17 protein-coding genes are annotated in these 24,472 nt (G+C 72.3%); 6 read left to right on the top strand and 11 right to left on the bottom strand.

Translation table 11 applies throughout. The features are described from left to right. Positions 1–57: 57 nt before the first annotated feature. Positions 58–966 carry an endonuclease/exonuclease/phosphatase family protein gene (locus ACGFYH_RS18690; RefSeq protein ID WP_393804222.1) on the top strand — a complete coding sequence of 303 codons (909 nt, stop codon included), beginning with the start codon at positions 58–60 and terminating at the stop codon, positions 964–966. On the opposite strand, the gene ACGFYH_RS18685 is transcribed toward ACGFYH_RS18690, so the two are convergent. Further along, positions 963–4,721, bottom strand: coding sequence for a hypothetical protein (locus ACGFYH_RS18685; protein WP_393804221.1), 3,759 nt, complete (start codon positions 4,719–4,721; stop codon positions 963–965). The two genes, ACGFYH_RS18690 and ACGFYH_RS18685, sit on opposite strands and share 4 nt — an antisense overlap. A 12-nt stretch (positions 4,722–4,733) precedes the next feature. Then, the gene (locus ACGFYH_RS18680) at positions 4,734–5,762 is read right to left on the bottom strand and encodes a hypothetical protein (RefSeq protein ID WP_393804220.1); all 1,029 of its coding nucleotides are present in this window, start codon (positions 5,760–5,762) and stop codon (positions 4,734–4,736) included. A 175-nt stretch (positions 5,763–5,937) separates the two neighbouring features. On the opposite strand from ACGFYH_RS18680, the gene ACGFYH_RS18675 reads away from it, so the two are divergent. Then, complete coding sequence (locus tag ACGFYH_RS18675; RefSeq protein ID WP_393804219.1) at positions 5,938–6,567, top strand: hypothetical protein; 630 nt, start codon at positions 5,938–5,940, stop codon at positions 6,565–6,567. Positions 6,568–6,579: 12 nt separating this feature from the next. On the opposite strand, the gene ACGFYH_RS18670 is transcribed toward ACGFYH_RS18675, so the two are convergent. From ACGFYH_RS18670 to ACGFYH_RS18650, 5 genes are all read right to left on the bottom strand, one after another. Continuing rightward, on the bottom strand, positions 6,580–7,731 hold the full coding sequence (locus tag ACGFYH_RS18670) for an XdhC family protein (RefSeq protein ID WP_393804218.1): 1,152 nt from the start codon (positions 7,729–7,731) through the stop codon (positions 6,580–6,582). A gap of 50 nt (positions 7,732–7,781) precedes the next feature. Next, a complete protein-coding gene (locus ACGFYH_RS18665) occupies positions 7,782–9,239 on the bottom strand; it encodes an NCS2 family permease (RefSeq protein ID WP_393804217.1) in 1,458 nt (485 codons plus the stop codon). A gap of 115 nt (positions 9,240–9,354) precedes the next feature. Further along, a complete protein-coding gene (locus ACGFYH_RS18660; RefSeq protein ID WP_393804216.1) occupies positions 9,355–11,826 on the bottom strand; it encodes a xanthine dehydrogenase family protein molybdopterin-binding subunit in 2,472 nt (823 codons plus the stop codon). A gap of 2 nt (positions 11,827–11,828) precedes the next feature. Beyond that, positions 11,829–12,416 (bottom strand): (2Fe-2S)-binding protein, encoded by a 588-nt coding sequence (locus ACGFYH_RS18655; protein ID WP_393804215.1) that lies wholly within the window; start codon positions 12,414–12,416, stop codon positions 11,829–11,831. Then, positions 12,416–13,306, bottom strand: coding sequence for an FAD binding domain-containing protein (locus tag ACGFYH_RS18650; RefSeq protein WP_393804214.1), 891 nt, complete (start codon positions 13,304–13,306; stop codon positions 12,416–12,418). Before ACGFYH_RS18650 ends, ACGFYH_RS18655 begins: the two co-directional genes overlap by 1 nt. Positions 13,307–13,612: 306 nt before the next feature. On the opposite strand from ACGFYH_RS18650, the gene ACGFYH_RS18645 reads away from it, so the two are divergent. After that, positions 13,613–15,322: a PucR family transcriptional regulator gene (locus ACGFYH_RS18645; protein ID WP_393804213.1), complete on the top strand. Its 1,710-nt coding sequence runs from the start codon at positions 13,613–13,615 to the stop codon at positions 15,320–15,322. A 161-nt stretch (positions 15,323–15,483) separates the two neighbouring features. Further along, positions 15,484–16,272, top strand: a complete 789-nt coding sequence (locus ACGFYH_RS18640) for a hypothetical protein (protein ID WP_393804212.1) — start codon at positions 15,484–15,486, stop codon at positions 16,270–16,272. A 183-nt stretch (positions 16,273–16,455) separates the two neighbouring features. Here ACGFYH_RS18640 and ACGFYH_RS18635 read toward each other — a convergent pair whose 3' ends face one another. Beyond that, positions 16,456–17,286, bottom strand: a complete 831-nt coding sequence (locus ACGFYH_RS18635) for a GntR family transcriptional regulator (protein WP_393804211.1) — start codon at positions 17,284–17,286, stop codon at positions 16,456–16,458. 168 nt (positions 17,287–17,454) lie between these two features. On the opposite strand from ACGFYH_RS18635, the gene ACGFYH_RS18630 reads away from it, so the two are divergent. Both ACGFYH_RS18630 and ACGFYH_RS18625 read left to right on the top strand, forming a co-directional pair. Further along, the gene (locus ACGFYH_RS18630) at positions 17,455–18,300 is read left to right on the top strand and encodes a (2Fe-2S)-binding protein (protein ID WP_393804210.1); all 846 of its coding nucleotides are present in this window, start codon (positions 17,455–17,457) and stop codon (positions 18,298–18,300) included. Between the two features lie 292 nt (positions 18,301–18,592). Then, a complete protein-coding gene (locus ACGFYH_RS18625; protein WP_393804209.1) occupies positions 18,593–19,645 on the top strand; it encodes a DUF2637 domain-containing protein in 1,053 nt (350 codons plus the stop codon). 44 nt (positions 19,646–19,689) lie between these two features. On the opposite strand, the gene ACGFYH_RS18620 is transcribed toward ACGFYH_RS18625, so the two are convergent. From ACGFYH_RS18620 to ACGFYH_RS18610, 3 genes are all read right to left on the bottom strand, one after another. Continuing rightward, the gene (locus ACGFYH_RS18620) at positions 19,690–20,094 is read right to left on the bottom strand and encodes an ATP-binding protein (RefSeq protein ID WP_393804208.1); all 405 of its coding nucleotides are present in this window, start codon (positions 20,092–20,094) and stop codon (positions 19,690–19,692) included. 231 nt (positions 20,095–20,325) lie between these two features. Continuing rightward, complete coding sequence (locus ACGFYH_RS18615) at positions 20,326–22,068, bottom strand: pyruvate dehydrogenase (RefSeq protein ID WP_393804207.1); 1,743 nt, start codon at positions 22,066–22,068, stop codon at positions 20,326–20,328. 28 nt (positions 22,069–22,096) lie between these two features. Then, a complete protein-coding gene (locus ACGFYH_RS18610) occupies positions 22,097–23,122 on the bottom strand; it encodes a protein phosphatase 2C domain-containing protein (protein ID WP_393804206.1) in 1,026 nt (341 codons plus the stop codon). Positions 23,123–24,472: the final 1,350 nt, after the last annotated feature.

Genomic DNA, 24,472 nt, shown 5'->3' with positions numbered 1-24,472 from the left:
CCGGACGAGATCGCGCCGCGCGCCTCGGGGCCGCCGTTTCCCGCGTACCGTGCCGACATGTCTGCCAGAGCACGCACTCTCATGCAACTGTCCGTCACCGGGGCCCTGTTGACCCTGGCCGTCGCGGCGCCGCCCGCCTCCGCCGGCCAGGGCCACCCGGTCCCGCTGCGCGTCGCCACCTACAACATCCACGCCGGAGCGGGCTCGGACGGCGTCTTCGACCTCGACCGACAGGCCGCCGCGCTGCGTGCCCTGGACGCGGACGTGATCGGCCTCCAGGAGGTCGACGTGCACTGGGGAGCCCGCAGCCGGGGGCTGGACGTGGCCGGGGAGCTGGCGCGGCGGCTCGGCATGCGGGTGTCGTTCGCGCCGATCTACAGCCTCGACCCCGTGACGGCCGGGGACCCCCGGCGCGAGTACGGCGTGGCGGTGCTGTCCCGCTTCCCCGTCCGTTCCGCCACGAACCACGAGATCACCCGCCTGTCCACGCAGGACCAGAACCCGGTGCCCGCGCCCGCGCCCGGGTTCGGCGAGGTGAGGCTCAAGGTGCGCGGAGTGCCGGTGCAGGTGTTCGTGACCCACCTCGACTACCGGGCGGACCCCGCCGTCCGGGTGGCCCAGGTCGCCGACACCCGGCGGATCATGGCCCGGGAGCGGGCGGCCCTGCCCGGGGCGCGGCAGGTACTGCTCGGCGACTTCAACGCCGAGCCGTCGGCGCCGGAACTGAAGCCGCTGTGGGGGGAGCTGAGCGACGCCGCGGCCGGCACCGGCGGCACGTACCCGGCCGCGTCCCCCGTGAAGCGGATCGACTACGTGGCCGTGGGCAAGGGCGTGCGGGTACGGGACGCCTCCGTGCCGGAGGAGTCGGCCGCCTCGGACCACCGGCCGGTGGTCGCGGACGTGTCCTTGACCGGGAAGGCGGTCCGCACCTGGACCGGACGTCACTTCGGTCGTCGACCTGTCTAGGGCAGGTCGACGTCGAAGCCCTGCGGGGTGGGCGTCGTCCTGAAGCCGAGGGCCTGGGTGGCGAGTTTCAGTTTTCCCCCGCCCGTCTCCTTGAGGAAACGCTTGTACACCTCCATCCCGAAGAGGGTCTGCAGCGCCTTGCCCAACTCCAGCGACGTCAGAACCCGTTCCTCGCTCCGGGCCCGCTTCACCAGCTCGACGATGGCTCCCGCGAAGTCCGGCGGTTCGCTGCCGCGCCGAAGGGCGGCGAGCGAGCGCAGCACTGCCGGGTCGACCCGGAACGGACCCAGGACCGGCGGCGCGGCCACGGGCGTCTCCTGCGCGACGGGTTCGGGGCCCGGTTCGGGCCCCACCGTCGTTTCCGCTGGTGCGGGAGAGGCCGGGGCTGAACTCTGCGCGACCAACAGCGGCGACTTCCGGGCCGGCTCCGCGTTGATCAGCGCGTCGGGTGTCTCTCCGGGGTAGGTGGGTTCCCAGGCACGTAGACCCTCGTAGCTGAAACCGAGGTAGAAGTCGACGGGCGCATCGATGTCCCGGGTCTTCCGGAACCGGTTGCGAGGGGTGAAGAAGGCCGGCAGCCGACCACGTCTGACCCTGAGCCGACCGGACTGAGGGCTCTTGATCTCCTGGATGATGCCTTGCACCCGCAGCAGTTCCTGCGGATGGCTCCAGAAACCGGACGACCCGTGGCGCTGCCGTCCCATTTCGCTGAAGTGCACCAGCGGATGCGACCGCGTGTCGACGCCGAGCCACTCGAAGCTCCACTGCCTGCGGTGCGCACGGCTCAGCCGCGTGGACTCCTCAAGGTAGTAGCGGATGCGCTCCTCGTCCGGTGCGTCACCGCGGTACCAGATGAGGAAGTGCAGGATGTACAGGTAGTAGTTGGCGTCGAGGCTGTTGCGCTCCGCGGCGAACCACGCGAGCCGTTCGAGGGCGTGCGTTTCGGAGTACTCCGGGAGCCTGCGGTACGACTGGAACCACAAGCGCAGGTCAGCATCGGTGGCACGACCGCTGTCGACCGGCTCCTCCGCCATCTGGGCTATGGTCCGCACCTGTTCCTCGGTCAGCAGGGACCAGTCCCGGCCGGCCTTCGCGTAGAGCGTGCGGGCGATCGCCAGGTCCATCTGAGGATTCGCCGCGCCGCGCCGACGCAGTTCCTGCCACTGCTCGACCAGCCGCTCCACATCCCCGTACAGCAGGGTCAGTTTGTTGTCGAGCCGCTTGTAGTAGTCACCCTCGGCGTTGATGTTGCGGAGATTGTCGAGAAGCTCCTCGGCCCGGCCGATCTGCCTGGTCACCCAGGCCGCCGAGGGGGCGTCGCCCTCCATGAACTCCGCGAGGCTCGCGTCTCCCGAGGCCCTCCAGAGGCGTTCCACGACGGTCGCGATGAGCTGGATGGGGGTGGACCACGTGTAGTCGGTGTTCTTGTACTTGGCGGCGTCGGTGAAGGCCTCCATCGCACGGTCGAACAGCGCTTCCACGGATGCGAGCAGTTCTTCCGGCGTGTGGTGCTCGTTGTCCCTCAGCATCCGTTCGAGCGTGTTCTCGATCCAGAACCGGCGGACCATGCCCAGCGTGTGCAGATGCGTCGCGTCCCGCCCATTGGACTTCTCCACGGCGGTGAGGACGAAGCTCTCCGCCGCGCGGAAGTCCGTCCGCACCTTGTAGATGACGAAACGTCCCCGGTGGTTCCAGAAGTGCGCGTTGTTGGCGCACTCGGTGGTCAGCACCTCGAACACCTCGGCGCCCGCCTCTGTGGACATGCTCTCGATGAGCTCCGAGAAGTTGTCGGGCTTCTGCCGGTCCGTGGCCATGTTGGAGCGCCGGATGAACAGCTCGTTCAGCAGGTGCGTGGTGGTCCTGTTGTCGGCACCGAGCAGGGCCGTCGTCCGCCTGATGAAGTCCACGGAGATCTTGCCGAGGCTGTACTGCTCGCCGTCGAGCTCCTCGTTGAGAACGTACTCCGCGATCAGCGGATGCAACAGACGCAGGGCGCCGCGCTCCGCCACGACCAGATGGCGCAAATCCGGGCCGAGGAGTTCACCGAGTTCGACATTGGTCAGCGGCGAGTAGACCGGCCGTTCCCGTCCCATCCACGACTCGACCATGACGATGGGCAGGCCGAGTTCCTGACCGTAGCGGGTGAGCAGGGCGAGGTGACGGGCGAGTTCCTTCTGTGCCCGGGTCAGTCTGGAGAAGTGATTGCGTACGTACGAGGCGATGCCCTCGAACTGCTCCTCGTAGACGCACAGCCCGAAGTAGAACGGCGACAGCTTCTGCGCGGCCACCTCGTCGGCAGCCCCTTCGGACAGGCTGTCCAGGAGCCGGCGCGCCCTGACGGTGTCCGCGCGCTCCCGAAACCTCTTGAGGAAGTGGTCGCGCTCCGCGCCCCGCAACGGGTCGAGCAGTTGGTGCTTGCCCCTGCGCCGCACGTTCGTACGGTTGACCCACAGGAGAACCGCCCGGGTGTTGCGCTGGGCCAGGGCGTGCACCAACTCGTCGCGATCGTATTCCGGGAGGATCGCCGACTCGGCGATCACGAGCGCGGAGTAGCCGGTCTCCTGGTAGATCTCGTCGATGCGGTCGGCCGTCGTGTCCGAGTAGGTGCGCAGAATTACGGTGGGGTACGTGCGGTGCAGATTCCAGGCCACGCGGCGGGCCAGTGTCGTGCCGCCCGCGCCGGGAGAGTGGTCGAGCCGCACGGTGGCCAGCTGGTGACCGTTCAGCCGCTGGGTGATCTCGTTCTCCAGGGCGTCATAGGCATCACGCCTGACGTCGACTTGGACCTCCAGCTCCTGCCAGGTGGGAGGCCGGCCGCGCCAGAACTCGTCCGCCGTCTGCTGGGCGGACTCACTGACGGCAAGAGTCTCGGAGTGCAGCACCTCCAGGTCGACCGAGAGTCGCTGGATGTCGGACCACTTCAGCGCCCACGGCCTCCCGTCCAGGCCGGGCAGCAGCGGCGAGGCGCCACTTCCCTCCAGTGGGAGGGACTCGGCCACGACACTGAGGAACGCGTCGATGTCGATCCCGTTGACGGCCGGAGCCTGGGCGAGTTCGAGCCTGTCGGCGATGCCGTCGTACCGCTCGTCGATGTAGTCGAGCACGCGCTCGATCTGTCGGTCCCGAAGACCGGAACGGAGGATCAGGACCGCGGCGGACTGGTTCGGCGTGCCGTCGTGCGTCGCGTCGACCAGCTCCCTGACCCGCTTGAGGTGTCCGCGGCGGCGCCACAGGTCGTCGGAGTCGGCACTCGGTTCGTCGTGGCTCGTCCAGCCGTTCGCCATCAGCCAGCTGGTCGCGTTCTCGGGCGGGACCAGCTCGCGGTTCTCGCCGAAGACGCTGACGTGACGCCGTTCGGCCAGACTGGGCACGACGAGCGAGGACAGGCCCTCGTCGTCGCTGGCCGGATCGAGGTCGATCACCGCTGCCCAGCCGCAGTGCGCCAGTGCGGCCAACGCGGGCTTGGCGTCCACACCGTCGGCGACGAGGAACAGGTCCATGCCCGAGTGGGTCTGCCGGAAGGGCTTCCACAGGCGCAGCGCCCTCTCGGCGGTGACCGGGGTGGCGCTGGAACTGGTCGCGAGACCAACGGTGCTGATGGGCTCCTCTCTGGATATGTCGAGCCAGACCTTGGCGTGGCGGTCTCGCAGCAGCAGCCGTGCCGCCCAGCCCGCACTGGCCAGGGCGGCACGGCGCAGGGACATGTCGTCGAGGGGCTTGGCGGCCCAGTTGAGCCCGGCGGCGATGCGGGCCATGAGCATCTGCTGCTACCAGACGTCCTCCCGCTTCTGCTCACGGGTGGCCAGGACACCGCGTGTCTCGGTGCGGATACGGCGCAGGAGGGTGATGAGGCCGGAGTCGTTGAGGTCCAGCTCCACGGGCACCGTCAGGGCCTGTTCGTCGAGCCGGGCCAGGAGGGGAAGGACCCTGCCGCTGGTCGAGTGGCCCAGCCCGAACAGCAGAGCGGACAGTTCCAGGTAGGCGTGGTCGTACAGGAGCGGAGTGGGGGCGTCCCAGTTGACGTCGATGAGCCAGTACGTGAGGTCCTTGGTCAGCCGAGAGCCTCGGACCAGGACGTTGCGCAGGTGCAGGTCGCCATGGGTGGGACCGCGAAAGCAGGCCAGGTCACGTCCGGCGAGGCCGACCCCGGGATCGAACATCACGAGCGGATCCGGCAGCAGTTCCCCCTCGTGCCGGAACACATGCCCGGTGCCGGGCATGGGACCGAGCACCTCTCGGACGCGGGAGCCACGCTGGTCGTCGGGGAAGGAGCCGCCGAGCCACTCGCCCAGGACCGAACCGATGGTTCCCCGATAGTCCGGGAGCCCCGCGACGGCGAGTTGCGCGGTAAGCAGTTCCCTGGCGGCTCGCGCGCAGGTCTCCTCACGGTCCTCGGCGTCCACGTGCTCGGCCGAGCGCAGCCGGTCGAGACTCAGACCGGCGATGTCGTACACGTCGACGCTGGTGCCGGACTCCTGGACCGACTGGACCAGTCGCGGTACATGCGTTTGACCGTACTTCTCCAGACTCCGCACGAAGGCGTTGTGCGCCTCGGCCTGCGGGCGCCCGGTGGAGAACCCGGCCTTGAGGATGTACTGGCCGTTCAGCACGCCGTCGCCCACAGGAGTCTGGGCGATGTCGCTCAGCACGACCCGGGCATCGGTGTACCCGCCCGCGAGCGCTTTCACGATCTCGACGGAACTGGATTGCGGTAAGTGACTCCGCAACAGCGCCAGGCCCGATTCCAGGACGTCGCGGCCTGGTTCCCCGTCACTCTTCGCCGAGTCGCGGTTCATGTCGAAAGGTTACCGACATATGGCGCGGATGACACCGGAACCCCGCAGTGTCTTTTCGCAACGCCCGGCAGACCAGGCCGGGTTGGTTTTCCTTCCCGAATGGGCACGTAGGCCGGCAGAGGCGTGCCGGTCGCGTTCGCACTCGGCGACCGGCAGAGGAGAGAAGGGCTCTTGGATGGAGGCACTGATCGCTGCCGTCGTCGGCGTGTGCGGGACGCTCTGCGCGACCTGGCTGACCCAGCGCGGCGCGGAACGGTCACGGGACGCGGAGCGCCGCGATGCGGAGCACCAGCGGCGGATGGAGGACGAGGCCCGTGAGAAGGAAAGGGTGTACGAGTTGCGCCGGGCGAACTACATCGCTCTGAACCAGGCCGCCCGTCGCTACTTCGGAGCACTGACCGACGAGTTTCACCGACTGTCGCCGGACCGGGACGGTGACGATCGGGGGCCGGTGGAGGAGCTCGCGAACCTGGAGGACGTACGCGGTGCCTACCGAGCCTGCTACGCGGAGGCGCAGATGGTCGTGCCGGAACCCGTGCTGGCCACCGCCTCAGCGGTCAACCGCGAACTGAACCAGGCCTACGGGATGCTCAAGCGGCTGCACGCGGGAACCCCGCGCGAGGAGGACGGCCCCCGGCGGATCCGCTCCCGTCTCGACGCCGCCCGCAGTCTCCTGCAGGACCTGCGGGGAGACATGCGCTTCGACCTCGGCATCGCACCGCGCGCCCACAGCCCGTCCGCCGGCCGCGGTCCGTCCGGTTCACCGGCCGCCGAGGGACGGCCGCGGGCGCGGGGACGTGACTGAGCACCTCACAGGTCACCGAACCGAACCGGCCCGGCCGTCCGGTGCCGTCGCGCCGTCGTGGTGGATCGGGGTGCCGGCGCCGGTCAGGGAGGCGCCGGTGCCGCCGTGGCGGGTCGCGACGATCTCGGCGGCGATGGACAGGGCCGTCTCCTCGGGGGTGCGGGCACCGAGGTCGAGGCCGATCGGCGACCTGAGGCGCGTCAGCTCCAGGTCGCTCACGCCGACCTCGCGCAGGCGGGCGGTGCGGTCCAGGTGGGTGCGGCGGGAGCCCATGGCGCCGACGTAGGCCACCGGCAGGCGCAGCGCCAGCCGGAGCAGCGGTACGTCGAACTTGGCGTCGTGGGTCAGGACGCACAGCGCCGTGCGCGCGTCGACCTCGGTGCGCCGCAGGTACTCGTGGGGCCACTCGACGACGATCTCGTCCGCGTCCGGGAAGCGGGCCCTGGTGGCGAAGACGGGGCGGGCGTCGCAGACCGTCACGTGGTAGCCGAGGAACCTGCCGGCCCGGACCAGTGCCGAGGCGAAGTCGACCGCACCGAAGACGATCATGCGGGGTGCCGGGACCGAGGACTCGATCAGCAGCGTGAGCGGTGCTCCGCAGCGCGAGCCCCGCGCGCCGGTCTCCAGGGTGCCGGTGCGCCCCGCGTCCAGGAAGGCGCCGGCCTCGGCGGCCGCCGTGCGGTCCAGGTCGGGGTGTCCGCCGAAGCCGCCGGTGCGGGAGCCGTCCGCCCGGACGAGGAGCGCGCGGCCCACCAGTTCCGCCGGACCGCTGACGATCCGGGCCACCGCCGCCGTCCCACCGCGCGCGGCGGCGGCGAGCGCGGCGGCCAGTACCGGGCGGACGGGATCGGCCACCCGTACCGGCGTGACGAGGATGTCGATGACCCCGCCGCAGGTCAGACCCACGGCGAAGGCGTCCTCGTCGCCGTGTCCGAAGCGCTCCAGCACGGTTTCGCCGGTCTGGAGCGCGTGCCGGCACAGCTCGTACACGGCCCCTTCCACACAGCCTCCGGAGACCGAGCCGACCACCGTGCCGTCGGCGTCCACCGCGAGGGCGGCGCCGGGCCGGCGGGGGGCGCTGCCCTCGACGGCCACCACGGTGGCCACGGCGAAGTCGCGTCCCCGCTCGACCCACCGGTTCAGCTCCTCGGCGATGTCCAGCATGTGTCGGTCTCCTCGGGCAAGGGGTGTGCCCCGGGTTCCCCGGGCGGCGGCTAGTGCACGCCCATCCAGCTCTCGATCGGGTCGAGGGCGAAGTAGACGACGAAGATCACCGTCAGGGCCCACATGAACACGCCGATCTCCCTGGCCTTGCCCTGGGCGGCCTTGATGGCGACGTAGGAGATGACGCCGGCGGCGACACCGGCCGTGATCGAGTACGTGAACGGCATCAGGACGACGGTCAGGAAGACCGGGATCGCGGTGGCCCGGTCGGCCCAGTCCACGTGCCGGGCGTTCATCATCATCATCGCTCCGATGACGACCAGCGCGGCGGAGGCCACCTCCTGCGGCACGATCGCGGTGATCGGCGTGAAGAAGAGGCAGCCCGCGAAGAACAGGCCGGTGACGACCGAGGCGAGCCCGGTGCGGGCCCCCTCCCCGACGCCGGTCGCGGACTCGACGAAGACGGTCTGGCCGGAGCCGCCCGCCACGCCGCCGATGGCACCGCCGGCGCCGTCGATGAACAGCGCCTTCGACAGGCCCGGCATGCGGCCCCTGTCGTCGGCGAGCTTCGCCTCGGTGCCGACGCCGATGATGGTGGCCATCGCGTCGAAGAACCCGGCCAGCACCAGCGTGAAGACGATCATGCCGACCGTCATCGCGCCGACCTCGCCCCAGCCGCCGAACTCCAGGTCGCCGAAGAGCGAGAAGTCGGGCATGGAGACCGCGCTGCCGTGCAGTTCGGGAGCGCCGTTGGCCCACTGCCCGGGATCGATGACCCCGGTGGCGTTCAGCAGCGCCGCCACGACCGTGCCGGTGACGATGCCGATCAGGATCGCGCCGGGCGTGTTGCGCGCCTGCAGCATGAAGATCAGCAGCAGGGTGCCCGCGAAGAGCAGGACGGGCCAGCCCGCCAGTTCTCCCGCGGGGCCGAGGGTGAGCGGGGTCGCCTGGCCGGCGTGGACGAAGCCGCCCTTGACCAGGCCGATGATGGCGATGAACAGGCCGATGCCCATGGTGATGCCGTGCTTGAGGGCCAGCGGGATCGCGTTCATGATCATCTCGCGCAGCCCGGTGACCACGAGCAGCATGATGACCACGCCGTACATCACGCACATGCCCATGGCCTGCGGCCAGGTCATCTGGGGAACGACCTGCCCGGCGATCACCCCGGACACCGAGAGCCCGGCGGCCAGGGCGAGCGGCACCTTGCCGACGAAGCCCATCAGGAGCGTGGTGAGCGCCGCGGCGAACGCCGTAGCGGTGATCAGGGCCTGCTGGCCCAGGGTGTCGCCCGCCGCGTCCTTGCCGGACAGGATCACGGGGTTGAGAAGGACGATGTACGCCATCGCCATGAAGGTGGTGACGCCGCCGCGCACCTCACGCGCGACCGTGGATCCTCTGTGGGATATGTGAAAGTACCGGTCGAGCCAGGACCGTCCGCCGGGGACGCGGCAACCCGCGCCCGCGTCCTCGGCGGTGATCTCGGGCTCCACTGACTGCTGGGTCATGGGGCCGTCTCCCAAGGTTCATAGGTGCACCCGGTCGGCCGCTGGGGCGGTCGCGGGATTTGGGATGAGCACGACCCGGGGGACGGCCCGAGACGAACGCATGTGTGGTGGTACTTCAAGCGCCGCGAGCGGAGCGGGGCTTGGTCTGTGCTCCGGGCGGCGCGGAGTGTGTGACGTTCCGTGCGCCGCCCGGAGGGTCTTGGCCCGCCGTACCGGTCAGGTGTTCCGGTCGTACCGGCGTGCGGTCGAGCGCCAGCCCGGTCGCGTCCCGGACGGCCGCGAGGACCGCCGGAGTCGACGACAGGGTCGGGGCCTCACCGACACCGCGCAGCCCGTAGGGCGCGTGGTCGTCGGCGAGTTCGAGCACGTCGACCGGGAGGGCCGGCGTGTCGAGAATCGTGGGGAGCAGGTAGTCCGTGAAGGAGGGGTTGCGGACCTTCGCGGTCACGGGATCGACGACGATCTCCTCCATCACCGCGATTCCCATGCCCTGGATGGTGCCGCCCTGGATCTGGCCGACGACGGAGAGCGGGTTGAGTGCCTTGCCGACGTCCTGGGCGCAGGCCAGTTCGATCACCTTGACCAGGCCGAGTTCGGTGTCGACGTCGACGACCGCGCGGTGCGCGGCGAAGGAGTACTGGACGTGGCCGTTGCCCTGGCCGGTGCGCAGGTCGAAGGGCTCGGTCGGCCGGTGCCGCCACTCCTCCTCGACCTCGACGGCCTCGTCCTCCAGGATGTCGGCCAGGTCGGCGAGGACCTCGCCGCCGTCGGTGACGACCTTGCCGCCCTCCAGGAGGAGTTCGGCACTCGCCCAGGCCGGGTGCCGGGAGCCGAGCTTGCGGCGGCCGATCCGCAGGATCTTCTCGCGCACGCTCTCGCAGGCGTTCTTCACGGCGCCGCCGGTGACGTATGTCTGCCGGGAGGCCGAGGTGGAGCCGGCCGAGCCCACCTGCGTGTCGGCGGGGTGGATGGTGACCTGCGTGACGCCCAGCTCGGTGCGGGCGATCTGCGCGTGGACGGTGACGCCGCCCTGGCCGACCTCCGCCATCGCCGTGTGCACGGTGGCGACGGGCCGGCCGCCGACGACCTCCATGCGGACCTTGGCGGTGGAGTAGTCGTCGAAGCCCTCGGAGAAGCCGACGTTCTTGATGCCGACCGCGTAGCCGACGCCCCTGACGACGCCCTCGCCGTGCGTGGTGTTGGACAGACCGCCGGGCAGCTGCCGTACGTCGGCGCCTTCGCTGGACTCCCACTGGCGCTCCGGCGGCATAGGCATCGCCTTGACTCGGCGCAGGAGTTCGGCGACCGGCGCCGGGGAGTCGACCGGCTGGCCGGTGGGCATGACCGTGCCCTGCTCCATGGCGTTGATCCGGCGGAACTCCACCGGGTCCATGCCGAGTTCCGCGGCCACCTTGTCCATCTGCGCCTCGTAGGCGAAGCACGCCTGGACCGCGCCGAAGCCGCGCATGGCGCCGCAGGGCGGGTTGTTGGAGTAGAGGGCGAGGGCCTCGATCTCCACGTCGTCGATCACGTACGGGCCGGCGGACAGCGAGGAGGCGTTGCCGACGACCGCCGGGGAGGCGGAGGCGTAGGCGCCGCCGTCCAGGACGATCCGGCACTTCATGTGCGTGAGCCGGCCGTCCCGGGTGGCGCCGTGCTCGTAGTGGAGCCTGGCCGGGTGGCGGTGGACGTGGCCGAAGAAGGACTCGAAGCGGTTGTAGACGATCTTGACGGGCTTGCCGGTGCGCAGCGCGAGCAGGCAGGCGTGGATCTGCATCGACAGGTCCTCGCGCCCGCCGAAGGCGCCGCCCACGCCGGACAGCGTCATCCGCACCTTGTCCTTGGGCAGGCCGAGCACGGGGGCGATCTGGCGCAGGTCGGAGTGGAGCCACTGGGTGGCGATGTAGAGGTCGACTCCGCCGTCCTCCGAGGGGACCGCGAGACCGGACTCGGGGCCGAGGAATGCCTGGTCCTGCATGCCGAAGCGGTAGTCGCCCGTGACGATCACGTCGGCGCGCCCGGCGGCCTCGTCGGCGTCGCCGCGCACGATCGGCTGACGGTGCACGATGTTGGGGTGCGGGACGTGGGCGATGTGGTGGTCGTCGCGGTCCTCGTGGACGAGGACCGCGTCGGGGGCGGTCGCGGAGGCCTCGTCGGTGATGACCGGCAGCTCCCTGTACTCGACCTTGATCTTCGCGGCGGCGCGGCGCGCGGTCTCCGGATGGTCGGCGGCGACGATGGCGACCGGCTCACCGTGGTGGCGGACCTTGCCGTGGGCGAGGACCGGGGTGTCCTGGATCTCCAGGCCGTAGTGGCGTACGCCGGTCGGCAGGTCCTCGTACGTCATGACGGCGTGCACACCGGGCAGGGCGAGCGCCTCGCCGGTGTCGACGGACACGATCTCGGCGTGTGCGACGGGGGAGCGCAGGGTCTGCCCCCAGAGCATGTCCTCGTGCCACATGTCGGACGAGTACGCGAACTCTCCGGTGACCTTGAGGGTGCCGTCCGGACGGAGCGTGGACTCGCCGACGCCGCCCCTGCTCCCGGAGCCCTGGGTGATCCTCGTGGGTGCGCCGTTGGCGGCCATGCTCACGCTCCCTCGGACCGGCGGGCCGCGGCCAGACGGACCGCGTCCATGATCTTCTCGTAGCCCGTGCAGCGGCACAGGTTGCCCGAGAGCGCCTCGCGGATGTCCGCGTCGGACGGGTCCGGGTGACGCTCCAGCATCTCGTCGGCGGCCACCAGCAGTCCCGGCGTGCAGAAGCCGCACTGGACGGCGCCGGCCTCGATGAACGCCTGCTGGACGGGGGCCAGTCCGGCGCTGTCGCCGGTCTGCGAGCCGGTCCCCGCGGCCCGCCACCGCCTGGCCGCGTCGAGCGAGGCGCCCTCTGCGCCGCGGGCGCCGGTGACGCGGCCCTCGGCACGCTGCCGGGCGAACTCCGCCAGACCCTCGACCGTGACGACCTCCCGGCCCTCGGCCTGGCCGGCCGCCACCAGGCAGGAGCACACCGGAACGCCGTCCAGGCGGACCGTGCAGGAGCCGCACTCGCCCTGCTCGCAGGCGTTCTTGGAGCCGGGCAGGCCCAGCCGCTCGCGCAGTACGTGGAGCAGGGACTCGCCCTCCCACACGTCGTCGGCTTCCTGCGGACGTCCGTTGACGGTGAAGTTGACGCGCATCACGCGGCTCCTTCCGTGGTACGGCGGACGCCGCGGTACGACTCCCAGGTCCAGGTGAGCGTCCGGCGGGCCATGACGCCGACCGCGTGGCGGCGGTAGCTCGCGGTGCCCCGGACGTCGTCGACCGGGTCGCAGGCGGCGGAGCACAGGTCCGCGAACCGCTTGACGGCCGACGGGGTGATGATCTTCCCGTGGTCCCAGAAGCCGCCCTCGTCGAGCGCCGCGTTCAGGAACTCCTCGGCGGCCGTCGCACGGACCGGGGTCGGCGCGGCCGAGCCGATGCCGGTGCGGACCGTGCGGCTTTCGGGGTGCAGGGCGAGGCCGAAGGCGCACACGGCGATGACCATGGCGTTTCGGGTGCCCACCTTGGAGAACTGCTGCGGTCCTGCGGCCCTGTCGACGTGCACGGCGCGGATCAGCTCGTCGGGCTCCAGCGCGTTGCGCTTCACGCCCGTGTAGAACGCGTCGATCGGGATCAGCCGCCTGCCGCGCACCGACTCGGCCTCGACCTGCGCGCCGGCCGCCAGCAGCGCCGGGTGGGCGTCGCCCGCCGGGGAGGCGGTGCCGAGGTTCCCGCCCACGCCGCCGCGGTTGCGGATCTGCGGGGAGGCGACCGTGTGCGAGGCGAGGGCGAGCCCCGGCAGCTCGGTACTCAGGTTCGCCATGATCCCGGAGTAGGGCACGGAGGCACCGAGCCGTACGGAGTCCTCGCCGACCTCCCACTCGGCGAGGTCGCCGATACGGTTGAGGTCCATGAGGTAGTCGGGCCTGCGGTGATCGAAGTTGATCTCGACCATCACATCGGTGCCACCCGCGATCGGCACAGCGGTGGGGTGCTCGGCCTTCGCGGCGAGCGCCTCCTCCCAGCTGGCGGGGCGAAGGAAGTCCATGACCGGCTCTCCTCCTCGACTTCGTCCGGTGGTGTCCGCGTGTGGTGGGTAGTGGAGATCGAGCCAATTCCGTGGGCGGTGACCCGGCTCGTTCATGTGCTGTTCACGTGGAATGGCCTCAGTACACCGCCGTGTGCTCCACCAGGGTCAGTCGCAGAAACCATGAAGGAGTTGGCTGGCCAGGGCGGGCATCTTGTAGATTCGTATGAACGAAGGTACTCGGGAGCCTCCTCGTTCTCCCACGGAAACGGGCGACACGGCCGCGTGACCTGGAACACTTCGAGACAAAGAACGGCGGCGACGAGAATGCGGCTGCGCGCACTGCTGGACACCGACGCGCTGGGCCTCATGCTGCTCGGCGGCGAGGACGAGCTGGACCGCACGGTCCGGGGCGTGATGACCACCGACCTGCGGGACCCCAGCCGCTATCTCTCGGGCGGCGAACTGGTGCTCACCGGCCTGGCCTGGCGCCGGGACGCCGCCGACTCGGAGCCGTTCGTCCGCCTCCTGGTGCAGGCCGGGGTGGCAGCGCTGGCCGCCGGTGAGGCGGAGCTGGGGAGCGTGCCCGAGGACCTGGTGCTCGCGTGCGTGCGGCACCGGCTGCCGCTGTTCGCGGTGCACGAGTCGGTGGCCTTCGCGACCATCACCGAGCACGTCGTGCGCCAGGTGTCCGGCGAGCGGGCCGGGGACCTGGCGGCCGTGGTGGACCGGCACCGCCGGATGATGACCTCGGGACCGGCGGGCGGCGGCCCCGACGTGGTTCTTGACCTTCTCGGCTCCGACCTCGACCTGCGGGCCTGGGTGCTCTCCCCCACCGGACGGCCGGTCGCCGGCCCGAAGGACGCGGATCCCGCGCTCTCCGCCGACGTGTGCGCCAAGCTGGCGGCGGAGCACCTCGCGGCCACCCGCACGGGCCGGCGCCCACCGCACCGGGTGCCCCTGGGCGGCACGACGTACAGCCTCTTCCCGGTGCGCGGCCGGGGCCGGCTCCCGGCGACGCCCGGGGGGACGCGGGTCCCGCTGGGCGCGGGCGCCGGACGGGACGCGCGCGAGACGGTGCTGTCCGACTGGCTGCTGGTCGTCGAGGCGGACGCCGGGGACTGGGCCGGGGAGCGGCTCGACCTGCTGTACGGCGTCACGCAGCTGATCGCGGTCGAGCGGGACCGGCGGGACGCGGCACGCACGGTGCGGCGGCGGCTCGCCCACGAGGTTCTGGAGCTGGTGCAGACGGGCGCCGCGCCCGCCGAGATCGCGGCCCGGCTGCGGGTGGCGGCGCCGGTGCTGCTGCCGGGTCTCGGCGCCGCCCCGCACTGGCAGGTAGTGGTGGCCCGCGTGGAGTGGGACGACGGCGACGAGGAGACCGGCCGGGTCGCGCAGAGCCTGCTGGAGGAGATCCTCGTCGACCCGCACGCCACCGGCCCCGAGCAGTCCGACCGCATCGCCGTGGCGCACACCGGTGACGAGGCCGTGGCCCTCGTACCGCTGCCGGCGGTCTCCGGCGAGCACGACGGCTCCGAGGCCGGTGTCCTCGCGGACGCGCTTCTGGCGTCCGTACGGGAACCCCTGTCGGCGGGGCTGGACGGCGACGGGCGGGTCACGCTCGGCGTCAGCGCGGCCGTGCACTCGGCGGAAGGGCTGCGCGGGGCACTGGAGGAGGCCCGGCACGCGCGCCGGGTCGCCGCGGCGCGCCCCGGCCGGGTCTGCGCGGCCGGCCACCAGGAACTGGCCTCGCACGTGCTCCTGCTCCCCTTCGTCCCCGACGACGTCCGCCGCGCCTTCACCGCCCGGCTGCTCGACCCGCTACGGGACTACGACCGCCGCCACCGCGCCGAGCTGATCCCGACGCTGGAGGCCTTCCTCGACAGCGACGGCTCCTGGACGCGCTGCGCGAACCGGCTCCACCTGCACGTCAACACGCTGCGCTACCGCGTCGGGCGGATCGAGCAGTTGACGGGGCGTGACCTGTCGCGCCTCGAGGACAAGCTGGATTTCTTCCTGGCACTGCGTATGAGCTGAGCCGTGGGCGCCGGGACACCCGTGCCCGGTCCCAAACCCGGGGAGCGGGAAGTCCACGACTTTGTGAAAAGTTTCACCCATCCCCTTGGCCGGGCCGCCGGATCCATGCTGAGATGCGGCCACCACTCGAGAGCTCGACGGCGTGCTAAGGGGAGGGCGACGTGGCGCATTCCGCCATGGCTGGTTCTGGCTGGGGAACGACCGAAGGTGACGATCCGCTCCAGACCGCGGTGTGGCGGTTGCGTTCGCGCGGCTGCTGGGCCGACGCGGCGGCCCTGCTGGAGCCGGTCACCGCGGACACCGCCTTGCAGCGGACCACGCTGCTGGTGGAGCGGTGCCTGTACACGGAGCAGGGCTGGGCCGAGGCCGAGGACGCGCTGCGCACCGCGGAGGCCCTGGCCCACAGCGACGACGAGCGCGGGGCGGCCGCCTGCGAACGGGGGCAACTCGCGTACGCCGCCACGGTGCACGGGGTGCGCGACCGGGCCGACGAGGCGCGGGCCGCGCTGGGCCGTGCGGCGGCGCTGATCGCGCCGGGGGCCGGGGGGCGGGCGCTGCTGGACTTCCGGCGCGGACTGCTCGCGGAGAACCTGACCCGCTCGCCGCAGGCCGCCCGCGCGGCGTACCGGCGGGCCCACGCCGGCGCCACGGCGCACGCCGACCCGCTGCTCCAGTCCTTCACCTGGCGGCATCTGGCCGGCCTCGCCCTGCGGGAAGGGGAGCTGGCCGAGGCACGGCACGGTTTCGCCGAGTCGCTGCGCATCCGCGAGGAGCTGGGGTACCTCGTCGGTACGGCACCGGCACTGGCGTCGCTCGCGGACGCGGAGTCGGAACCCGAGGCGTCACGGCTGCGGGAGGAGGCACGGCGGCTGTTCCGGCTGCTGGGGGGCGTGCCGACGTGGCTGGCACGACAGCTGGCCCCACCGGGCGCGGGCGCGGCCACGGCGTGACGGCAGGCGCCCCGGACGGCCGCGGGGGCCGGACCCCCGCGAAGAAGGTGCCCGCGAGCCGTACGGAACGGAAGAAGGTGCCCGCGAGCCGTACGGAACGGCGGGAGCCTCGTGGCGGCAGAAAGTCCCGTAGCGGCGGGAGGCCCATAGCGGCAGGAGGTCCGGGCGGGCGGGCGGCGCCGCTCAGGGGGTGCCGGTGAAGTGTTCTCCGACCAGGGCCCGCACCACGTCCGGGTCGCCGGCGATCAGCGCGTCCAGCAGCGCCGTGTGCTCGTGCGCGTCGGTGACCAGGTCGGCCCGCCCCCGCACGGCGGGTGCGCCGGCCGGCGGCCACTGGGCGCGGCGGTGCACGTCACCGGCGATCCGGACGAGCTGCTCGTTGCCGGCCAGCGCGAGCACCCCGCGGTGGAAGGCGCGGTCGGCCTCGGCGTACGTGACCGGGCAGCCTGCGGACGCGGCCCGGACGGTGGCCTCGGCGAGGGGGCGCAGCTCGGCCCAGCGCTCGGCGGGCACCGTACGGGCCAGGCGGAGCCACACCGGGACCTCGATCAGGGCCCGGACCTCGGCCAGCTCGGCCAGTTCGCCCTCGCCGCGCTCGACGACGCGGAAGCCGCGGTTGGGCACGACCTCGACGGCGCCCTCCAGGGCCAGCTGCTGCATGGCCTCCCGTACGGGGGTCGCCGAGACACCGAACCGGTCGCCGAGCGCGGGCGCCGAGTAGACCTCGCCGGGCCGCAGCTCGCCGGTGACCAGTGCGCTGCGCAGCGCGTCGAGGATCTGCCCGCGCACGGAGGAACGCCGGACGAGGTCACGCGGGCGGGATGCGGAGGGGCCGGCTGCGGGCGGTTCGCCGTGGGTGTGCTCGCCGCGCGCCGCGCCGTCCGGTTCCCCGGCGTGGCGGGCTCGGTCCCGGGCCACGTCCGCCGCCCCGGGCTGCGCCGGAACCCGCACCGCACCGGCCGCACGCGCCCGTCCGGTCCCCGCTCCTGCGGCGCCCTGCGCGCTGGGCTTCACGGGTCCTCCTGCGGGACGTGTCGGTACTTGGGGTCATTACGGCGGGTTGTCACCTGCCCGTCAAGCACCATAAGGGCAGGGGCCGTCAGTTCAAATCCCAAAGGCTTTGGGTAAGGTAAGGCTTACCTTTAAGTAGCCCGTTGCCCTGACGTGGATCGGTGGTCCCGCATGCCTGTCGCCCGCTCGGCCTTCACGGACGCCTACGCGCGCCTGTCCGAGGTCCTCCCGGGCCTGGGCGTCACCGAGCTGGCCGCGGGCGACGAGCCTCCGCGCGGCGAGGACTGGGTCGCGGCCGCCTCGCTCGCCGCGGGCGGGCCGGAGCTGACGGCGTTTCTGGCCTGGGACGAGGCCCAGGTGCTGCGGGACTACGGGCAGCGGGCCCGGCCGGACGTGATCGCGAGCTTCGGACTGCACCGGTACGCGTGGCCGGCCTGTCTGCTGATCACCGTGCCGTGGTTCCTGGGCCGCCGGGTGCCCCGTTACCCGGCGGCCCAGGTGGCCTACGACCGCACCGCCGCCGGGCTCCCCCTCGGCCGCATGGCCGTGCGTGCCGCCGGTTTCGCCTGCCTCCCCGATGATCCGGCCGCCGCCCTGCCCGGCGCCCGGGTGGTCGCCGACGAAGAGGCGCTGCGCGCCGAGGTACGGGCCTCGGTCGCCGAACACCTGGAGCCGGTGCTGGCCGGATTCGGCCCCCGGATGCGGCGGCGCGGACGCGCCCTGTGGGGCATGGCGACCGACGAGGTCGTCGAGGGCCTGTGGTACGTGGCCCATCTGCTCGGCGAGCAGGAACGGGCGCGGCGCGAGCTGGAACTGCTGCTGCCGGGCGCGACCAAGCCGTACGTCGGGGACGCGGCGTTCCGCGAGCTGAAGGGGCCGGACGGCGAGCCGCTGCACACCCGGGACCGGGCGAGCTGCTGCATGTTCTACACCCTGCGCCCCGAGGACACCTGCGCGACCTGCCCGCGCACCTGCGACGCGGACCGGGTCGGCAAGCTGCTCGCGACGGCGGGGTGACCCCTCCCGTCCACTGACGGGTGGTCAGCGGGCCCGAGATCGTCGACTAGGATCGGCGGCGTTGTTTCACAACATCCCCACGCGACGCGGCAACTTCCCGTGGAACCACTCGTACGGGTAGTCTTATTCGAACTCAACTCCCGCCCCTCATGCGGCAGTTCGAGCAGAACGCCGCCCTGGGCACCCCCTCTGCACTCTCTTGGCGGCCTCTTGCCGCGAAACCCCCTGAGGGCCGCTGGGTTTGGGCCACCATGGCGGGCGTTACGCCCTATCCCACTGCAAGGGACCCCTGATGAGATTGACCGACATATCGCTGAACTGGCTGCTTCCGGGCGCCGTGCTGCTCCTGGGCATGCTGGCGGCGGTGGCGGTGCTCGCGCGCGGCAAGCGTTCCTCGGGGAAGGACGCGGGCGCGGACGACTCGTGGGAGCGCATGGAGGAGCGCCGCCGGCGCAAGGAGGCCCTCTACGGCACCTTCTCCTACGGCCTGCTCTTCTGCTGTGCGGCGGTCGCCGCGGCGCTCTCCTTCCACGGTCTGGTCGGCTTCGGCGAGCAGAACCTCGGTCTGAGCGACGGCTGGCAGTACCTGGTCCCGTTCGGACTCGACGGCGCGGCCATGTTCTGTTCCGTTCTCGCGGTGCGCGAGGCCAGCCACGGTGACGCGGCGCTCGGCTCGCGCATACTCGTGTGGGCCTTCGCGTGCGCCGCGGCCTGGTTCAACTGGGTGCACGCGCCCCGCGGCCTGGGGCACGCGGGCGCCCCGCACTTCTTCGCGGGCATGTCCCTGTCGGCGGCCGTGCTGTTCGACCGGGCCCTGAAGCAGACCCGCCGGGCCGCTCTGCGCGAGCAGGGTCTGGTGCCGCGTCCGCTGCCGCAGATCCGCATGGTCCGCTGGCTGCGTGCTCCCCGGGAGACGTACCGCGCCTGGTCGCTGATGCTCCTGGAGGGCGTGCGCAGCCTGGACGAGGCGGTCGAGGAGGTGCGCGACGACCGGCGCCAGAAGGAGGAGAAGAAGCTCCGGCGGCGCGAGCAGGAGCGGCTGGAGCGCGCACAGCTCAAGGCGATCAGCCGTGGCCACGGCCACCGCGGCTTCCCCGGCCGCGGCGGCCGTCAGGTCGAGGTCGAGGTGCAGCAGGTCGAGCGCGGCTCGGAACGCGCCACCGCGGAGCCTGCCATATCCACCCCGGAGCAACTGCCCGCAGCCCGGCGGCCCTCCCTGCAGCCCGTACGGAACGGGTCTGACCCGGCGACCGTGGACCTCACCGCGGAGGACGACACCCAGGCCCTGCCCCGCCTGGACTCCCTGGAGCGCAAGCTCAAGGACCTGGAGCAGCAGTTCGGCTGAACCACGCCGGACGGGACGAGCCGAGGCGCCGGGTCTCCGGCGCCTCAGGCCGCTTCCGTGCCCAGTTCGAACCAGACCGACTTGCCCGCCCCGCAGGGCCGTACGCCCCAGTCGTCGGCGAGGGACTCCACCAGGACCAGCCCTCTGCCGTTGGTGCTCTCCTCGACCTGCGGGGCACGGGGTCCGGGCTGCCGGCCCCGGCCCACGAAGTCCCGTACCTCGACCCGCAGCGCGCGCGGGCCGACCGTCGCGGTGAGGACGGCGCCCTCGTCGGTGTGCACGAGTGCGTTGGTCACGAGCTCGCTGGTGAGCAGCTCGGCGACCTCCGACCGTCCGGGCTCGCCCCAGTGCCGCAGCAGCTCACGCAGGGCCCGCCGGGCCACGGGCACCGCCCGCAGGTCCGCCCGGCCGAGCCGTTGCCTGAGCTGTGGCACCGTCTGCTCCTTCATGTCCCCCGTCGGCGTGCTGATGTCGTCTCCCCCTGTCTGTCCCGCTCCGGCCGGTCCCGCTCTGGTCGGAGCCGCTCTGGTCGGTCATGCCCCGGTCGGTCATGTCCGGTCGGTCCCGCTCTGGTCGATCCCACTCCGGCCGGTCCCGCTCCGGTCGAACATCTTCACGGGGAAGCCTTGCCCGTTCGGGCCCCGGACAGTCATGCGGTTTCGGGCGGACTGCCCGTCCGGTCACGGCCGGGGCACGTTGCGCAGGTTCGAGCGGGCCATCTGGACCATGCGTCCGACGCCGCCGTCCAGGACGATCTTCGAGGCGGACAGGGCGAATCCGCTGACCATGTCGGCGCTGATCTTCGGCGGGATGGACAGGGCGTTGGGGTCGGTGACGACGTCGACGAGGGCCGGCCCCTTGTGCTTGAAGGCGGCCTTCAGCGCCCCCGCCAGGTCCTTGGGCTTCTCCACCCGTACACCGAAGGCGCCGCAGGCCTCGGCGACTGCGGCGAAGTCGGGGTTCTTGTTGGCCACGCCGTGCGAGGGCAGGCCCGCGACCAGCATTTCCAACTCCACCATGCCGAGCGAGGAGTTGTTGAAGAGGACGACCTTCACCGGCAGATCGTGCTGGACGAGGGTGAGGAAGTCGCCCATCAGCATGGTGAAGCCGCCGTCGCCCGACATCGAGACGACCTGCCGGCGCCGGTCGGTGAACTGGGCGCCGATCGCCATCGGCAGCGCGTTCGCCATCGAGCCGTGGGAGAAGGAACCGATGATGCGGCGGCGGCCGTTGGGCGAGATGTAGCGGGCTGCCCAGACGTTGCACATGCCGGTGTCCACGGTGAACACCGCGTCGTCGTCGGCCATTTCGTCCAGCATGGCGGCCACGTACTCGGGATGGATCGGGACGTGCTTGTCGACCTTGCGGGTGTACGCCTTGACGACGCCCTCCAGCGCGTCCGCGTGCTTCTTCAGCATCCGGTCGAGGAAGCGGCGGTTCTTCTTCTCCTTCACCCGTGGGATCAGACAGCGCAGCGTCTCCCGCGCGTCGCCCCACACCGCGAGGTCCAGTTTGGAGCGCCGGCCCAGGTGCTCGGGCCGGACGTCGATCTGGGCGATCTGCACGTCGTCGGGCAGGAAGGCGTTGTACGGGAAGTCCGTGCCGATCAGGAGCAGCAGATCGCACTCGTGGGTGGCCTCGTAGGCGGCGCCGTAGCCGAGCAGTCCGCTCATGCCGACGTCGAAGGGGTTGTCGTACTGGATGAACTCCTTGCCGCGCAGGGCGTGCCCCACCGGTGCCTTGAGCTTCCCGGCGAACTCCATGACCTCGGCGTGCGCGCCCGCCGTGCCGCTGCCGCAGAACAGGGTGACCTTGTCGGCGTCGTCGATCATCCGCACCAGCCGGTCGATCTCCTCGTCGCCGGGGCGGACGGTGGGCCGGGAGGTGACCAGGGCGGTCTCGGCGGCCTTCTCCCGAGCGGGCTCGTCCGCGATGTCGCCGGGCAGGGAGACGACGCTGACGCCGCCCTGGCCGACGGCGTGCTGGATGGCGGTCTGCAGCAGCCTCGGCATCTGCTTCGGGCTGGAGATCAGCTCGCTGTAGTGACTGCACTCGCGGAACAGCTGGTCGGGGTGGGTCTCCTGGAAGAAGCCGAGACCGATCTCGCTCGACGGGATCTGCGAGGCGAGGGCGAGTACGGGGGCCATGGAGCGGTGGGCGTCGTAGAGCCCGTTGATGAGGTGGAGGTTGCCGGGACCGCAGGAGCCGGCGCACGCGGTCAGCTTCCCGGTGATCTGCGCCTCCGCACCCGCGGCGAAGGCGGCGGTCTCCTCGTGCCGCACGTGCACCCATTCGATGCCGGAGTGGCGGCGCACGGCGTCCACGACCGGGTTGAGGCTGTCGCCGACGACTCCGTAGAGGCGCCGGACCCCGGCGCGGGTGAGGATGTCGACGAACTGTTCCGCGACGTTCTGTTTGGCCATGGCTCCAGCTATGCCACAGCGAGCGGCCTCACGCCTCCCAAACGGCGGCGGCCGTACGGTCGTCCGCGTATCCCTTGACCCGGACGAGGCCGTCGGCGAGGAACTCCGCGAGTCCGGGCGGGGTGCGGTGCGCCCATCGCCGCGCGAGGAACTCGGCCAGCTCGGGCTCGCTCGACAGCGGCTCGGCCAGGCCCGTGGTGCACATCAGGAGCACATCACCCGGGCGGGCTACGGAGGCCCGGAAGCGGAAGGGCTCGCGAGGCGGCTCGGCGGACGGTCCCTCGTACGGACCGGGGGGCGTGGTGATGCCGAGGTCCATGGTGAGCCGGTCGCCCGCGGGCGTCTCGCTGGGCGCGTCGTCGGGCGTGCTCCTCGGCGTTCCCCTGGGCGCGGAGCCGAAGCCGAGGACGGGCTCACCCGTGACGTCGCCGACGCTCGGCTCCATGTCCTGCCAGGCGCCGTCGCGCAGCCGGAGCAGGCCACCCGCGCCGACGCCGAAGAACACCCGTGTGCGGCACTCGGGGGCGGCGGGCAGCAGCAGGCAGCGCAGGGTGGCCGCGTACTCGTGCGGGGCGAGGCCCTGTTCGACGGCGCCGGCGCGGAGCCGGCCGAGACTGCGGTCGGTGAGGCGGTGCAGGCCGGACTTCAGGTCGCCGCGCCGGGCGGCCCGCAGGTCCTCGGCGAGCCGGGCGTGGCTGCGGCCCACGGCGCGGCCGATCAACCGGCAGACCTCCGCCGCCGCCCGGTGCGCGCCGGGTGTCGCGCGGGCGCCGGTGGCCATCGCCACCAGGATCAGCGCGTGCTCGCCGGTGCCGAACCGGGCGACGAGCAGCGCGTCGCGGCGCTGCTCGCCCCGGTACCGGGGCGAGTCCCCGCGCACGGAGACGGCTCGAAGCGTGCAAGTCCCGTACCGGGCGCCGTCCAGCACGGTGTCCGGGACCAGTCCGTCGAGCCCGTCGGGATCGGCGGGCGGCAAGGCGCTGGGCTCGGCGTCGTAGGTGGGCGGCCCGGCGCCGACGTAGTCACGGTCGGCGCCGTCCGGGGCGGGAGGCACCGAGGGGACGAACGGAGGCGGGAGCGGGGGCAGCTCCGACGCGGTCCCGGGCGGCGGCATCACGGCGGAGGGCTCGCTGAGGTCGGCGGCCCCGGTCCCCGAGGTGGTGAGACCACGCGGGCCACCACCCGGCCGCCCGCCCGGCCGCGGAGCCGACGGCGGAGGAGACGACACCGCCCCCTCACCGGCACCGGCCACCTGCCCGGCCGTCGCGTCCGATATCGTGCCGGTCCCCTCACCTCCGGGCAGCACGGTGCCGGACCGCCCGGCCTCCGACGGCGCGGCACCGGGCCGCTCAGAACCCGGAGGTACGGTGCCGGACCCCTCACGACCCGACGACGCCCTACCGGACCACTCAGAACCCGACGCGGTGCCGAGCCGTGCGGCACCCGGCGGGGCGGCGGGCCCTCCGGCACCCGGCGGCGCAGCGCCGGGCCCCTGGGGCCCCGGCGGGAAGCTCACCGGGCCGGTGGGGGTCGTGGGCGGAGGCTCCCAGGGGGCCCGGGGCGGGGGCGGGCCGGGAGGGCGCGGAAGTCCGCTACCGCCCGAGGCGCCGTCACCACGCGGCGAGTCCCCACGGCGCAGGAAACCACCACCGCCCGAAGCGTCGTCACCACGCGGCGAGTCCCCACGGCGCAGAAAGCCACCGCCGCCCGAGGCGCCGTCACCACGCGGCGAGTCCGCATGGCCCGGGGGACCGCCGTCGCGCGGCACGTCGTCGGCGCGCGACGGGCCTCCGGGGCGCGAAGGGCCGCTCCCGTGCGGGGTGTCACCAGCACGCGGCGGGACCTGAGGGGGTGGAGGGCCGCCACCGCTCGCCGGGTCCGTGCTGCGGGGGCCGGGGACGCCCGGGGGCTTCGCCGGGGCCCACCAGGGGGGCCGGGGGGCGGCCGGAGGGGGGGTGCGGGTGGCGGGGGGATCGGGTGGAGCGGGGTCCGGCTCAGGCGGTTGTGCCGCCTCCCCCTCAGGCGGTTGTGCCGCCTCCCCGGTGCCGTGGTCCGGTCCGCGGGCCACCGTGCCCGACACCGACGCGAAGCGGTCGTCCAGGGAATCGGGCGCGGCCGTGGGGCCGGTGTCGCCGGTGGAGGCGTCGTACAGCTGCCCCCACCAGTCGTCCTCAGGACCGGTGGGCCTTCCCCCCTGCTGACTCATGCTCCTGATTGTCCACCGACGGAGCCGGATGAGAACGGGGCATCGGGAAATTCGGGTGCACCGGCGCGCGCCGGACGGCGTGTCGGGGGACGCGTCGAGCGGTCCTACGAGGTGGGGTGGCCGAGCGGTTCCACCCCCCACGGGAGAACCGCTCGGCGACGCCACCTTGGCAGAGTGACCGGCGGTACGGCGATGATG

The sequence above is a fragment of the Streptomyces sp. NPDC048392 genome (assembly GCF_043200575.1).
Classification (GTDB): domain Bacteria; phylum Actinomycetota; class Actinomycetes; order Streptomycetales; family Streptomycetaceae; genus Streptomyces.
This window is presented reverse-complemented; position numbering and strand designations above follow the sequence as displayed.

Coding starts and splice junctions, on each gene's coding strand:
- ACGFYH_RS18675 (WP_393804219.1), top strand. CDS start 5,938: ATGGAGGCACTGATCGCTGCCGTCGTCGGCGTGTGCGGGACGCTCTGC.
- ACGFYH_RS18660 (WP_393804216.1), bottom strand. CDS start 11,826: ATGGCCGCCAACGGCGCACCCACGAGGATCACCCAGGGCTCCGGGAGC.
- ACGFYH_RS18685 (WP_393804221.1), bottom strand. CDS start 4,721: ATGGCCCGCATCGCCGCCGGGCTCAACTGGGCCGCCAAGCCCCTCGAC.
- ACGFYH_RS18625 (WP_393804209.1), top strand. CDS start 18,593: ATGAGATTGACCGACATATCGCTGAACTGGCTGCTTCCGGGCGCCGTG.
- ACGFYH_RS18665 (WP_393804217.1), bottom strand. CDS start 9,239: ATGACCCAGCAGTCAGTGGAGCCCGAGATCACCGCCGAGGACGCGGGC.
- ACGFYH_RS18655 (WP_393804215.1), bottom strand. CDS start 12,416: ATGCGCGTCAACTTCACCGTCAACGGACGTCCGCAGGAAGCCGACGAC.
- ACGFYH_RS18690 (WP_393804222.1), top strand. CDS start 58: ATGTCTGCCAGAGCACGCACTCTCATGCAACTGTCCGTCACCGGGGCC.
- ACGFYH_RS18670 (WP_393804218.1), bottom strand. CDS start 7,731: ATGCTGGACATCGCCGAGGAGCTGAACCGGTGGGTCGAGCGGGGACGC.
- ACGFYH_RS18615 (WP_393804207.1), bottom strand. CDS start 22,068: ATGGCCAAACAGAACGTCGCGGAACAGTTCGTCGACATCCTCACCCGC.
- ACGFYH_RS18630 (WP_393804210.1), top strand. CDS start 17,455: ATGCCTGTCGCCCGCTCGGCCTTCACGGACGCCTACGCGCGCCTGTCC.
- ACGFYH_RS18650 (WP_393804214.1), bottom strand. CDS start 13,306: ATGGACTTCCTTCGCCCCGCCAGCTGGGAGGAGGCGCTCGCCGCGAAG.
- ACGFYH_RS18680 (WP_393804220.1), bottom strand. CDS start 5,762: ATGAACCGCGACTCGGCGAAGAGTGACGGGGAACCAGGCCGCGACGTC.
- ACGFYH_RS18645 (WP_393804213.1), top strand. CDS start 13,613: ATGCGGCTGCGCGCACTGCTGGACACCGACGCGCTGGGCCTCATGCTG.
- ACGFYH_RS18620 (WP_393804208.1), bottom strand. CDS start 20,094: ATGAAGGAGCAGACGGTGCCACAGCTCAGGCAACGGCTCGGCCGGGCG.